Origin of the sequence: Tepidicaulis sp. (genome assembly GCF_965222285.1) — a bacterium.
Taxonomy (GTDB): Bacteria; Pseudomonadota; Alphaproteobacteria; order Parvibaculales; family Parvibaculaceae; genus Tepidicaulis.
In genome coordinates, this window is sequence record NZ_OZ244942.1 from 224,515 (window position 1) to 237,273 (window position 12,759).

Genomic DNA, 12,759 nt, shown 5'->3' on the forward strand with positions numbered 1-12,759 from the left:
CCTTGGCCTTACGCCCTGCTCCATGAGCTTGGGGCGCGGCGTTATTCGGCGGCTGCCGCGCGGCGGCTGGCAGGCAGCGCGCCATTGATCACGTAATCCAGAATTTCCACGATCTGCCCGGGCTCGCTCGCCACGGCCATGGCCGCGCCGTCCACTTCTTTGAGCGCATGGGTCAGCGCCGGGTCGTGCAGCGTGATGATCGATTTGCCGAGCGCGGCCGCATAGCCTGCATCGAAGGCCGCGTTCCACTGCTTATATTTATCCCCGAAACGGACCACCACAATATCCGATCGTTCCATTAACGTGCGCGTGCGCAGGGCGTTCACCTTCGCGCCCTTATGGTCCGTCCAGAAATTGCTTTCTTCATCGCCCAGAATGCGCACCCCGCATTCATCCGAAGAAGCATGATCGGTGACGGGCGACACCAGGGTGACAGGCAGGTTTTTTGCCCGCACGCCTTCGGCGATCTGCTCGCGCCAATCCGTGTGGATTTCACCGGAAAGATAGACGGTCCAGTTTTGCGTACCTGTTTGGCTCATAAGGTATCTCCTTCCATCGCGGCCGGCGGTTTGGGGCAGGCCCGGCGGTTTGGGGCAGGCGAAGTGTGGGCCTTATAGCAGTCCCGGCGCGGCTCGGCCATAAGCCGGGCAGGGGGCTTTGAAGGTAAAGGCGAAAAGCAACGGAGCGGTCTTAAGAGAGCGGGCGTCAGCCCATCTTGCTCGGCACGATGGCGGTCGAACCGCTCGCGGTGGTTTTGGCGCCGCTCTTTGCCTTACGGGCGCGGTCCTTGCGCCATCGTCCGGTCAAAACGGCGGCGCCGCCGATCAGCATGCCCAGAAAGATCGCGGCGAGCACCACCAGGAAAAGCGGCATTTCGAGCGCAATGGCCGGGTTTTCCGGTTCGAACGCGTCAAGGCTGAAAAGCACGCTGTGCCGGTTGGCCACTGCCAGATAAAGCGTGACCAGACAAAGCGGCAACAGCAAAAGCCAGGACAGAATTCTCAAAGACCGCTCCTATTGCGGGTCCCGGCGCATGATCCGCCGGCAGGACTCAATTATCGTCGTCGTCGCTGCCGCCATCGCCGTCATTCAGCCGCTCGCGCAGCTCTTTGCCCGTCTTGAAGAAAGGCACGAATTTCTCGTCCACATGCACCGGCTGGCCGGTGCGCGGGTTGCGGCCGGTGCGCGCGGGGCGGGACTTCACGGAGAAAGCGCCGAAGCCGCGCAACTCTACCCGGTCGCCTCTGGCCAGCGCCGCGCTGATCTCATCAAAGACCGTTGCGACAATGCGCTCGACATCCCGCTGGAACAGATGCGGATTGGCTTGCGCCAGCTTGGCAACGAGTTCCGACTTGATCATGGCTCCCAACCCCTTCTTTGGCGCGGGGAGGGGCGGTAAGTGCCGCTCCAACCCGTCAGCGGCGGTCAGGGTGCCAAACGCTTATCAGCCCGTCAAGCGTAAGTCCCTCTGTCTGCAACGTTTTTTGGGCTGTTTCAGCAATTGCTTGCGAAAACGCCTCACCCATGGCCCGGCCCATGAAAGTGGCCAGTTCATAAGGTTCTTCGCGCACTTCCCAGTCTTCCACCGGCAATTCGCTGTCGATCTGGCGCTCTGCGGAAAGCCAGGCAAGGGCTTCGGCTTCCCCGCCAATGGCATCGATCAGGCCGTTTTCCTTGGCCTGCCAGCCGGTATAGACCCGCCCGTCACCAAGCTCGCGGGCGCGGGCCTCGTCAAACCCCCGCCGTTCCCGGACAAGGCCGAGGAACCAGTCATAGGAGGCGTCGATCATGGCCTGGGTGGCACGGATCGCCTCGCGGGAGGGTTCGGTAAAGGGATTGGGTTCGGCTTTGAGCGGGCTCGATTTCACTTCCTTCATCTCGATGCCGATATGGCCAAGCAGCTCCTTCATCTGCGCCCACTGGAAAAGCACGCCGACCGAGCCCGTGATCGTGTTGCCGCGGGCAACGATATGATCGGCGGAAATGGCGGCGATATAGCCGCCCGAAGCGGCAACCGTGCCGAGCACGGCGACGACGGGTTTCACCTCGGCCACTTCGCGGATTTTTTCGTAAAGGGCTTCGGAGCCCGTGGTCGTGCCGCCGGGGCTGTCGATGCGCAGAATGAGCGCGGAGACGTTGTCGTCTTCCTTGATCTCGTCGAGCATCGTCTGGAACTCGTCATCGTCGACGATGACGCCGGAAACCCAGACACGGGCAATATGCTGATGGGAAGGGGCAAGGCCTGCATTTTGCGCGAAGAAGGCGAAGAGGCCGGCAACGAGCAGGATAATAGCGGCGAAGCGCCAAAAAGACAGGCGGCGCTTGAGACGCCGCCTGTCGATAATCAGATCGGTATCGAGCGACACAGGATCATCCTCTTGATCGGGCGGACTGGTTTACTGGCGCCAGCCTAACCCGAACGGAGAATTTTGTCCCGCCCGGCAGTGAGCGGGGATTACTCGTCCCCGCCGCCCTGCTTTTCTTTCAGGGCCGCGCCGAGGATATCCCCGAGCGATGCCCCCGAATCCGACGAGCCGTACTGAGCCACAGCCTGTTTTTCCTCGGCGATTTCCAGCGCCTTGACGGAGAGGCTGAGACGGCGGCTTGCCTTGTCGATATTGGTGATGCGGGCATCGACCTTGTCACCGACCGCGAAACGGTCCGGACGCTGGTCGCCCCGGTCGCGGGCCAGATCGCCGCGGCGGATAAAGGCGGTCATGCCTTCATCGCCCACCGTCACATCGATGCCGTTCTCATGGATGGCGGCAACGGTGCAGGTAACGGTCGCACCCTTGCGCAGTTCGCCGGCAGCCGCTTCGAAGGGATCGCCGTCGAGCTGCTTGATGCCGAGCGAGATGCGCTCTTTTTCCGTGTCCACGTCGAGCACCACGGCCTTGACCACCTGACCCTTCTGGTAGTCCTGGATGGCGTCTTCGCCAGCCCGGTTCCAGTCGAGATCGGACAGGTGCACCATGCCGTCGACATCGCCGTCGAGACCGATGAACAGACCGAATTCGGTGATGTTCTTGATCTCGCCTTCGATTTCCGTGCCGGAGGGATAGCGCTCTGCGAAAGCGGCCCAGGGATTGTCCATGCACTGCTTGAGGCCGAGCGAGATGCGGCGCTTGGCCGGATCGACTTCGAGCACCATGACTTCCACTTCCTGGCTGGTGGAAACGATCTTGCCAGGATGGACGTTTTTCTTGGTCCAGCTCATTTCCGAGACGTGCACCAGGCCTTCGACGCCCGCTTCCAGTTCCACGAATGCACCGTAATCGGTGATGTTCGTGACGCGGCCGGTGAAGCGCGTACCCACCGGGTATTTCGCTTCGACGCCTTCCCACGGATCGGCTTCAAGCTGCTTCATGCCGAGCGAGATGCGCTGGGTGTCCGGATTGACCTTGATGACCTGCACTTTCACGGTCTGGCCGATGGACAGAACCTCGCGCGGGTCGTTGACGCGGCGCCAGGAAATGTCCGTGACGTGCAGAAGCCCGTCGAGGCCGCCCAGATCCACGAACGCGCCGTAATCGGTGATGTTCTTGACCACGCCGTCGCGCACATCGCCTTCTTTGAGGTTCTCGATGAGCTCTTGGCGCTGTTCGGCGCGGGTTTCTTCCAGAACGGCGCGGCGCGAGACAACGATGTTGCCGCGGCGCTTATCCATTTTCAGGATCTGGAAAGGCTGGGGAATGTTGAGAAGCGGACCGACATCGCGCACCGGGCGGATATCGACCTGGCTGCCGGGCAGGAAGGCGACGGCGCCGTCGAGGTCGACCGTGAAGCCGCCTTTGACGCGGCCGAAGATCTGGCCTTCCACACGTTCGGTGGCTTCGTAAGCTTTCTCCAGGCGCACCCAGGCTTCTTCGCGGCGTGCTTTTTCGCGGCTGAGAACAGCCTCGCCCATCGCGTTCTCGATCCGGTCGAGGAAGACTTCCACTTCATCGCCGACGGAAAGATCGGCGGGATGGCCGGGGGTGCTGAATTCTTTAAGGGCGACGAGGCCTTCGGTTTTCAGGCCGACATCGATAATGGCCAGGTCGTTTTCGATACCAACGATGGTGCCTTTGACAACCGAGCCTTCTTCGGCGGAATTGCGCTCGAAGCTTTCTTCGAGCATAGCCGCGAAATCGTCGCGGGTCGGGTTGAGACTTTCTGACAAGTCGTTTCTCCTAACGTCATCAATAAATTTCCGGCCGACGGTTGGCTCCGGCGGTCTTCCCCGCGGTCATTCGGTGCCTCGGGGCATCGAGGAAACAAGGGTTTTAGCTAATCAAAGCATCCGGCGGGGCTCTTTAAGCTCCCCAGGATCGGCAAACGCCTCAAGGTGCGCCTTCACCGAAGGAACACGCACCTACGCCCGCCCACTCTCTATAATGGCAAGAGCGGCCTTGAATGCCGCTTCTATACTCAAATCCGAGGTGTCGAGCAAGTGCGCATCGGCGGCGGGCAGGAGCGGGGAATGGGCCCGCTCCCGGTCGCGCTTGTCCCGCTCGCGTACTTCCTCCAGTACTTGTGTCTCGGAGACCGCAGACCCCGAATTCTTGAGTTCGAGCCAGCGCCGGTGGGCCCGGATCTCGGCGCTTGCCGTGACGAAAAGTTTCACATCCGCCCCGGGGCAGACCACGGTGCCGATATCCCGCCCGTCGAGAACGGCGCCGGGGGCGCCATCCGGTGGATTTCCGGCGAAATTGCGCTGAAAAGCCAGGATCGCGTCGCGGACAGGCTGCATGGCGGCCACGATCGAGGCGGCCTGGCCGATTTCGCCGGTGCGGATGGCTTTCGGGTCGATGGCGGCCGGATCGAGTTCTTGGGCGGCCTTCAGGGCGGCGGCCTCATCGCCAGGCTCTTTTCCCTGCCGGACCACGGCATGGGCAACGGCCCGGTAAAGCGAGCCCGTATCGAGATAGGCATAACCGAAATGATCGGCGATCTGGCGGGCAAGCGTGCCTTTGCCGGCAGCAGCCGGTCCGTCGATCGCGATGATCATGCGTTCGCTCCGGATTCCAGCTGCGCGCCCAGCCGCCGCATCAGTCCGGTGAAGTCCGGAAAGCTCGTGGCGATCATCTCGCCCGCATCGATGGTGACGGGTTTTTGCGCGCCGAGCCCAAGCGTGAGGAAGGACATGGCAATGCGGTGGTCCATATGGGTGGCGACATGGCCGCCTCCGTCCACGGTGCCGGCCCGTCCTTCGACGATCATGCCGTCCGGCAGATCCTCGACCTTCACCCCGTTGGCTCTGAGGCCCGCTGCCGTGGCGGCTATGCGGTCGCTTTCTTTTACCCGAAGCTCCTCGGCCCCGCGCATCACCGTTTTGCCTTCCGCAAAAGAAGCGGCGACGGCAAGCACCGGATATTCATCGATCATGGAAGGCGCGCGCTCCGGCGGCACTTCGATGCCTTTCAACTCGCTTGCCTTGACGCGCAGGTCCGCGACGGGCTCGCCGCCTTCTTGGCGCTGGTTCAGGATCTCGATATCCGCGCCCATATCGATCAGCGTCGTATAGAGCCCCGATCTGTGCGAGTTGAGGGTAATGCCGGTCACGGTGATGTCCGAGCCCGGTGTGACCAGCGCGGCGACGACGGGAAAAGCCGCCGAAGAGGGATCGCCCGGCACGGCGAGCGTGCAGGCTTTCAGCTCCGGCTCGCCGGTAACGCGGATGACGCGCACGCCCTTCGGGCCTTCTTCGGTCACGACCTGCGCGCCGAAAGCTTTCAGCATGAGTTCGGTATGATCGCGTGTCGGCGCGGGCTCGATCACCGTCGTCTGGCCCGGCGCATTCAGCCCGGCAAAAAGCACGGCCGATTTGACCTGGGCGGAGGCGACGGGAAGCGGATAGGTGATGGGCAGCGCGCGCTCGGCTCCCGTCAGAGTGAGCGGCAGGCGCCCGCCTTCGCGCGCATGGATATGGGCGCCCATTTCGGTAAGCGGCGTGATGACGCGGCCCATGGGGCGCTTGGAAAGAGAGGCATCGCCGATAAAGGTGGCGGTGATGGGATGGCCTGCGACGATGCCCATCATCAGCCGGACGCCGGTGCCCGAATTGCCGAAATCGAGCGCGGTTTCGGGCTCTTTCAGCCCGCCCACGCCAACCCCCCAGATCGACCAGCTGCCGTCTGCATGGCGGGTGATCTCGGCGCCCATCTGGCGCAGCGCCTCGCCTGTGGCAAGCACGTCCTCGCCCTCCAGAAGCCCGCTGACCCGCGTCTCGCCCACGGCAAGCGCCCCCAGCATCAGCGCGCGGTGGGAAATCGACTTGTCGCCGGGCACGGCAATGGTGCCTTGCAGGGCGCGGGAGGGATGGGCGGTGAGGGTCATGACCAGGCGGCCTCGGAACGGGGCTTGAGAAGTAGGTTGCGGCGCGGTGCGGCGCCCTTAAGCGGTTGCAACCGGACGAAAAAATGTAAACTTGGCGCGCAACACGCGAATAGGTTTTGACAGGAGGCTTGCTTCATGGCAATGGGAAAATCTGTTCGTAAGTGCGGGGAGCAGTGAACTGTGGCGAAGCCAGAACTTGGAACGAAACGCGACTGCCCGGAGTGTGGCGCGAAGTTCTACGACCTTACAAAAAATCCGGCGCATTGTCCCAAATGCGGCCACGAATTCGTGCCTGAGGATGTGACGGCCAAGCGCACGAAAGCGCCCAAGCCGCCCGTCGAAACGCCGAAGCCGAAAAAGCGTCCCGAGCCCAAGGATACGGACGAGGACAGCGATGAGGACGATATCGATTTCGACGACGATATCGATATCGACGTCGATGTGGACGATGATGACGACGACGATTTCCTCGATGATGACGAGGACAGCGATGACGGCGTCTCCAGCATCGTGCGCGGCGGGGTCGAAAAGGACGACGACAACTAAGAAACGGCTTTTGCCGCAGCTTGGAAAAAAGCTGCGGCAAAGCGCGGGCGGTGCTGCAACTTTTGCTTGATCTCGGGCACGATGCAGCCTATATCCGCCCCCCTAGACGCCAGCGGCTGAATCGACTAGAAGAGCCGCAGCAAAACCGGCGCCCGGCCTTTTTCGAAGGCCCGCGGCATCCCAAATCCGGTTCACCGAGATGGTACGGGGCCATAGCTCAGTTGGGAGAGCGCTTGCATGGCATGCAAGAGGTCGGCGGTTCGATTCCGCCTGGCTCCACCACTCTCTAGCCACCCAAAGAGTCATAACACGGCGATTCTACTACGAAATGCCGGTGAGCCAGCAAGCCCTAATTGAAGGGACGGCTACGATTTTGGCTTGATGATTTCCGAAAAGTAAAAACCCCGCAGCGGGAACTGCGGGGCTTTTGAAAAACGCTTGGAATGCGCTCCTTCAATCATGAGCACGATTCTAGGCGACGGTTTCCTGTTGTCAACTGCTTGGTGCAGTGCGCAGGACTTTGAGCCGATGCCGAAAGCAAATGGAAATTACTGGATGTAAAATTCACGCTGGCAACGAGGCTGTTGTTGCAAAAGGTTTCGTGAAACGTGCCGGCAACTTTGAGGCAGTGAACATGCTTGCAGAAGAATTTGCCGGAGAACCTGGTTACGCATCGATCAAGGCTTTCGCTCTTGTGGGAATGGCGTTCTCGCTCCTGGAGCCGGACCTGCCTGGTAAAGCCAAGGAAGTTCTGATCGTGTTGATCCAGCACACGCAGCGGGATACGTGGAAAACCGGAAACGTCAAAACCACTATCAGCAATGCACGTCTTGCCGGTCTTTGCGGCCTGACTGAGCGATCCGCCAGAAGGCTACTGGGCCAGTTGGAGGAGCATGGATGGCTGGTGCGCCGCTACACAAATGCCAATCAGCGGTATGGCGCTGGCGGTATTGACTTGCGCCCTCTCGCGCGACGATTGCCGGAGCTCGAAAATGCTCTTGTGGAATTTGATGACAAGAAACGCAAAGAGCGGGAACGGTTAAGCGAAGAGCGCATTGATCTTCCGGCTCCTTCAGGAAGCCCGGACGATCCCGACCAGGAGAAGTCCTTCCGTGCCCGACGGGTGGATACGGACGTCCACCTAAACCTTTACAATAAAACCTCTGGTCTTACAGACCTTGTACAAGGGCAAGCAGAAGGGAGACGGCCGAGCCCTCCCCCTGTCCAATTTCACTCCTCTCGATCTGACAGCGACAAGGACCTCGTCTGTCTGATGACTGAAGCCTCCCCCACCTTGCAGCGGCAATTGTCGAGCGACCATCTTGAGGAGCTGCTTTGCGGTGATCCGTCGCCTTCGGCCATTCAGGAGGTGTCGAGGTCGATTGTCTGGCTGCTACGCCAATACGTTCGGATAAGGCCCGAGGTATGGCAAAAAGCAGTTGCCAAACACGGCTGGGCGGCGCTGGCTGCAGTCCTTGTCGCAGTCGATAAGCGCGGCATCAAAAATCCAGCGGCCTATCTCTACTCAATGCTGCAATCTTCAATCCTGCGGAAAACGATCCATCATAATCTGCGAGCGCTTAGCCAGCAGGATGGCGGCCACGCCTGATTTTTCAAGCCACCTAAGTGTCTGTGATCCAAAGCGATTGTCGGAGTTTGCCAAAGTTTGCTGGAGATTGCCTGTGTTTGCCGGAGTTTGTCGGACTTTGTCCGATATGGCCCTTTCGTCGCAGGGTAGGATTTGGCAGGTGCCCACCCGACGTAGCTGTATTGGCGAGCCGTTTATTCACACGCTCCGCCGTGCTCAACGGATGGTAGTGCGCGCGTGCGCTAGGAAGTTTCCTCCGGAGATTACGTAGGGCGACATTTTGAAACTGAGAAGGGCGCTACCAGTAGCAAATTGAATGAATTGTCTGCGGTTCAGACGGGTTTGCGGAGTTTTTCTTAGCTGATCATTTGTGGGGTGATGGCTGGTGCAGGAAATCACGTTCAACACAAAAATATTGCTCTGATGAGCCAATTATATTCGTTTGTCAGGACTTGCCGAACCCACCAATCTTGCGTGAGAAGACAAATGTCATATTCGAGCGCAGCGCTTCAAATGTCTATGAAGCGCCGCTTCCTACGCATGAGAGGCAATGAAGATCTCAAAACTACCTCAGGACGTAGATCCTACTACACCTCCAAAAAGCACTGAAGGGCAGCAAGAGGCCATAGATGTGAGCTCATCACCCTGCCTGCGGCAGGAAATGGGTGGGACGTACTTCGGATATATGCCGCACGACGAGCTTGTTGATTTTCTGAACTTATTGCTGGAGGCGGAACGGGCGGGTGCCCGGGTTTGCGCGCGCCTGGCCGTTGACGCGCCGACTACAGAGTTACGCAGAAAGCTCCGAGAGGTGCAGCAAGATGAAGTCTACAGTTGCGGCTTATTGATCAAGGCACTGCAAACAATCGACGCCGAGATTTCGCTAAAGGTGGGCGACTTCTATGAGAAAGTGATGGCCCTTGAAACTCTCGCCGAGCGTTTGACTTTGCTCAACCGTGGGCAAGAGTGGGTGGAAAAAAAATTACGCCGAGGTTTGCCGCAGATTGAGGATTTCCGCATTCGTGATCAGCTGCAAGAAATGCTTGTTCGGCATGAAGTCAATATCCGTGAAATGGAAATTCAGCTTGCCAATTTTCCCTAACTAAGCGCGGTACAGAAAGTTTGCATCCAACGCATGGAACGGTGGGTAGTAGCTACGGGAAAACTGTGACATCGCCAGATGATGGTGAGGAAAGCGATGAAAACTCATAATGCCCGCCCTTATTCCGGCATGCCGAAAGATGTTCTTGAGAATATGAAGGTCGAACAGTTTTTGGCTGAAATCTCGGCCGGCAATGCCCAAGCTCTGCACAGTCTTTATAGCTTGTTGAGTCCCCTTCTCTATGGACTTAGCCTACGAATAACGAGGGACCCTGTCTTGGCCGAAGATGCTCTGCAGGAGGGGTTTCTCAGAATATGGAGGTCTTCGACCCTGTTTGATCCTCGGAAAGGCTCAGGTATGGGCTGGGTCATAACAATTATCCGCAATAGGGCCCGAACTGCAGCCAGGCGTTCAGCGAGGCAACACGTTGAGGTCGGAAGCCCTAGTTATCTTGAAGCCCTTCCATCGGAGGATTTGAGTGGGCTCGATAGAGTGGTGATGGGAGAGGCTGTATTGCGGGTGCATACATGTTTGGGAAAACTGCCAGATCAAACCAGAGATGCAATTCAATTGGCCTTCTTTGACGGTCTGACACATCAGGAACTCTCACAAAAATTGAGCGTACCGCTGGGAACAATAAAGAGCTGGATTAGGCGCGGCCTGGCGCAAATGAAAACCTGTGTGTCCGGATCAGAAAATATCTCCCTTCTCGACCTTTTGGCTGGTGAGCACGTGCTGGGCGCACTGCCTTTTCAGGTAGAAAATGCGTTTGAGCGCAGGCGTGAGCGGGATGCCGTATATTGTGTGGCTGCTGATTGGTGGCAGGATCAATTTGCGTATGTTGCGATGGCTATCAAACCAGTGACGCCGCCGCGGCGTATTTGGCAAAGCATTGATGAAGCCGTCTCTGTAACTCGAAATCGCGAAGCAATCAGTTGGGAGTGGTGGTTGCTCCCCGCGGCTATTGCGGGGGTTTTGTTGTTTCAAATGTTTTGACGCTGGCTGCATCCAAAATTGTTTGCCGTGGGTAGTTCCTTTTGACTGCATCATACTCGAAGGAGCTAAATATGACCCAATCATCAGCGAAATCCGTCGACAATTTGCGTCGCAGCTTTTTGAAAAATACGGGTGGCCTCGTATTAAGCGCTGCGGCCGTTTCTGTGATGGGAAACGTGCGCGTTGCATCGGCTTCAGGGAAGGCTGCGGAGGCGGATATCACAATCCTCAATGGGGCAATATCAGCGGAGCGAGAAGCTGTTGCGGCGTATGCTCTGGGTATCGCCAGTGGGCTATTGAGTAAATCCGTTTCTGCTCTTGCGACCGATTTCAAGGGTCATCATGAGCAACATGCAGAGGCGCTTATCAGTGCAGTAAAAACGTTGGGGGGCGCGGAGGTAACGGAACCAGAGTCCTATAATTTCCCGGCCGATCAGCTCAAATCCGAAGCCGATGTTCTCAAATTTGCAGCGGGGCTGGAAAAAGGGGCAGTGAGCGCGTACCTCGGCGCTGTGCCCATTCTCGGTGACCGCGAACTCGCGCAGGTGGCGGCTTCAATTTTGGGCGACGAAGCCATGCATTGGGCAACTTTGCGTGGAGCTCTCGGCATGCACCCTGTTCCCGTTGCTTTTATGTCATGAGTATATCGAGCCAACCCGCATCCGCAGTGATCTTAAAATGGGGGAGTGTGGCAGTGTTTGTGTTTGCCGCACTTCTATCCAATTCCACCCATGCTGTTGAGTTTGCTTCAGGGGAGCAAGTTTTCTCCAGGTGTCGGGCTTGCCATGCTCTTGCTAGAAACCGGGTGGGGCCAGCCTTGTGCGGCGTTGTAGGACGTAAAGCTGGATCAATGCCTAAATATCCATACTCCCGAGCGATGGCGGATTGGGGCAAGGTATGGACAGAAAATGAGCTTTCTTCCTTTTTGGAGGATCCCATGAAAGCTAGACCCGGAACCAAGATGGGGTATGCCGGTATTAAAAACGATCAGGAGAGATTGGCATTGATCAAATTTCTGGCTGCGGCTGCCGTAAACTCAGACCTGTGTGCAGCCGACAACTGATATTTAGGAACGCGATTAAAAATGAGCCCTTTTGAAAGTGATATTGGTTCTGCCAATGACTGCGAAATTCTACCTTTTGAAGCCCATCAGCGCGAGGTGGCGGAAGACGCCATACGTGACCTGCTGAAGTGGATTGGCGAAGATACTGGTCGCGAAGGGCTGCTTGGGACCCCTGGGAGAGTGGTTCGTGCCTTTGAGGAATATTTTTCTGGCTACAAAGTTGATCCACGCGAGTATTTGAAGACCGTTTTCACTGAAATAAATGGGTATGATGACATGGTCGCTCTCACCCATATCCCGTTTATTAGTCATTGCGAGCATCATATGGCACCGATCATCGGTGAAGCGCATGTTGCATATCTACCTCGCAATGCTGCCGTCGGCATAAGCAAGCTGGCACGGGTTGTCGAAGGCTATGCGCGCCGTCTGCAGATTCAGGAGCGTTTAACTACACAAATTGGCAAGGCAATTGAGGAAGTTCTAGCTCCAGAGGGTGTTATCGTGATGGTTGAAGCGACGCACCATTGTATTTCCGCTCGAGGGATCGGGAAAACGGGATCGAAACTCGTATCACGTTACATGACGGGGCGTTTCCGTACCGACCCATCCTATCGGCAGCTCTTTGAGCTGAAAATTGCCCGGCAATAGCAAAATGCCGGGCAAGTGTAGGTGCAAGGGATCGATCTTAGTTTGCTCTGGTACGCATCAAGCTAGTCCGCGGGTTTCACATTATGTACGGTCAGCAAACGAGTTTCCCCGGCTCGGTTCTGCCATTGCATGTGTGAGCCTGCGGACAACCCGATGAGCGCCACTCCAATTGGTGTGAGCACAGAAATCCGGCGTGCTGCGATGTCTGCATCTTCCGGAAAAGATAGAATGACATTCTGTGGATGCCTGATTGAGCCGCTCGTAAAAGTAATATCTGATCCGATATTGATGATGTTCTCCGGCATTTCTTCATGCGCAACAAAATTCCCGCGATCAAGCTCCTCAAGCAGACGTTCTGAAATGTCCGATAGGGTGCGAGAGGTGGAAAAAGCAAGGTCGCGTAAACGAGTTTCATGCAGGCGATCGAAAGTTACGGGAGGAAGGGCATTCTGCATTGGTGATTTGGTCTGAGACATAGCATTACCTATTTTGCGAAGG

At 57.8% G+C, this 12,759-nt stretch carries 15 protein-coding genes and 1 tRNA gene; 8 read left to right on the plus strand and 8 right to left on the minus strand.

Going from position 1 to position 12,759, the window contains the following annotated elements:
- Positions 1 to 41: 41 nt before the first annotated feature.
- From ACOQOT_RS00950 to aroA, 7 genes are all read right to left on the minus strand, one after another.
- Complete coding sequence (locus tag ACOQOT_RS00950; protein ID WP_420560524.1) at positions 42 to 539, minus strand: YtoQ family protein; 498 nt, start codon at positions 537 to 539, stop codon at positions 42 to 44.
- A gap of 166 nt (positions 540 to 705) precedes the next feature.
- The gene (locus tag ACOQOT_RS00955; RefSeq protein ID WP_420560525.1) at positions 706 to 1,005 is read right to left on the minus strand and encodes a LapA family protein; all 300 of its coding nucleotides are present in this window, start codon (positions 1,003 to 1,005) and stop codon (positions 706 to 708) included.
- 46 nt (positions 1,006 to 1,051) lie between these two features.
- Positions 1,052 to 1,360 carry an integration host factor subunit beta gene (gene ihfB, locus ACOQOT_RS00960; RefSeq protein WP_045448773.1) on the minus strand — a complete coding sequence of 103 codons (309 nt, stop codon included), beginning with the start codon at positions 1,358 to 1,360 and terminating at the stop codon, positions 1,052 to 1,054.
- A 55-nt stretch (positions 1,361 to 1,415) separates the two neighbouring features.
- Positions 1,416 to 2,366, minus strand: a complete 951-nt coding sequence (gene sppA / locus ACOQOT_RS00965; protein ID WP_420560526.1) for a signal peptide peptidase SppA — start codon at positions 2,364 to 2,366, stop codon at positions 1,416 to 1,418.
- An 89-nt stretch (positions 2,367 to 2,455) separates the two neighbouring features.
- Positions 2,456 to 4,120, minus strand: a complete 1,665-nt coding sequence (gene rpsA, locus ACOQOT_RS00970) for a 30S ribosomal protein S1 (protein ID WP_420561972.1) — start codon at positions 4,118 to 4,120, stop codon at positions 2,456 to 2,458.
- A gap of 234 nt (positions 4,121 to 4,354) precedes the next feature.
- Positions 4,355 to 4,990 (minus strand): (d)CMP kinase, encoded by a 636-nt coding sequence (cmk, locus tag ACOQOT_RS00975; RefSeq protein ID WP_420560527.1) that lies wholly within the window; start codon positions 4,988 to 4,990, stop codon positions 4,355 to 4,357.
- Positions 4,987 to 6,318, minus strand: coding sequence for a 3-phosphoshikimate 1-carboxyvinyltransferase (gene aroA, locus ACOQOT_RS00980; protein ID WP_420560528.1), 1,332 nt, complete (start codon positions 6,316 to 6,318; stop codon positions 4,987 to 4,989). The genes cmk and aroA overlap by 4 nt, the downstream gene beginning before the upstream one ends.
- Positions 6,319 to 6,498: 180 nt before the next feature.
- Between aroA and ACOQOT_RS00985 the strand changes: the two genes are divergently transcribed.
- The 8 genes from ACOQOT_RS00985 (at position 6,499) to folE (ending at position 12,261) form a co-directional block, all read left to right on the plus strand.
- Positions 6,499 to 6,864, plus strand: coding sequence for a TIGR02300 family protein (locus tag ACOQOT_RS00985; protein WP_420560529.1), 366 nt, complete (start codon positions 6,499 to 6,501; stop codon positions 6,862 to 6,864).
- 206 nt (positions 6,865 to 7,070) lie between these two features.
- A tRNA-Ala gene (locus ACOQOT_RS00990) sits at positions 7,071 to 7,146 on the plus strand.
- Between the two features lie 259 nt (positions 7,147 to 7,405).
- Positions 7,406 to 8,473, plus strand: a complete 1,068-nt coding sequence (locus tag ACOQOT_RS00995; RefSeq protein ID WP_420560530.1) for a helix-turn-helix domain-containing protein — start codon at positions 7,406 to 7,408, stop codon at positions 8,471 to 8,473.
- A 529-nt stretch (positions 8,474 to 9,002) separates the two neighbouring features.
- Positions 9,003 to 9,554 carry a DUF6306 domain-containing protein gene (locus ACOQOT_RS01000; protein WP_420560531.1) on the plus strand — a complete coding sequence of 184 codons (552 nt, stop codon included), beginning with the start codon at positions 9,003 to 9,005 and terminating at the stop codon, positions 9,552 to 9,554.
- 96 nt (positions 9,555 to 9,650) lie between these two features.
- Complete coding sequence (locus ACOQOT_RS01005; RefSeq protein WP_420560532.1) at positions 9,651 to 10,550, plus strand: sigma-70 family RNA polymerase sigma factor; 900 nt, start codon at positions 9,651 to 9,653, stop codon at positions 10,548 to 10,550.
- Between the two features lie 71 nt (positions 10,551 to 10,621).
- Positions 10,622 to 11,191 (plus strand): ferritin-like domain-containing protein, encoded by a 570-nt coding sequence (locus ACOQOT_RS01010; protein WP_420560533.1) that lies wholly within the window; start codon positions 10,622 to 10,624, stop codon positions 11,189 to 11,191.
- Positions 11,192 to 11,244: 53 nt separating this feature from the next.
- The gene (locus ACOQOT_RS01015; RefSeq protein WP_420560534.1) at positions 11,245 to 11,613 is read left to right on the plus strand and encodes a c-type cytochrome; all 369 of its coding nucleotides are present in this window, start codon (positions 11,245 to 11,247) and stop codon (positions 11,611 to 11,613) included.
- 21 nt (positions 11,614 to 11,634) lie between these two features.
- Entirely contained in the window at positions 11,635 to 12,261 is a 627-nt protein-coding gene (gene folE, locus ACOQOT_RS01020) for a GTP cyclohydrolase I FolE (RefSeq protein ID WP_420560535.1), read from the plus strand.
- Positions 12,262 to 12,323: 62 nt separating this feature from the next.
- On the opposite strand, the gene rnk is transcribed toward folE, so the two are convergent.
- Positions 12,324 to 12,737 carry a nucleoside diphosphate kinase regulator gene (rnk, locus tag ACOQOT_RS01025; RefSeq protein ID WP_420560536.1) on the minus strand — a complete coding sequence of 138 codons (414 nt, stop codon included), beginning with the start codon at positions 12,735 to 12,737 and terminating at the stop codon, positions 12,324 to 12,326.
- Between the last annotated feature and the right edge of the window lie 22 nt (positions 12,738 to 12,759).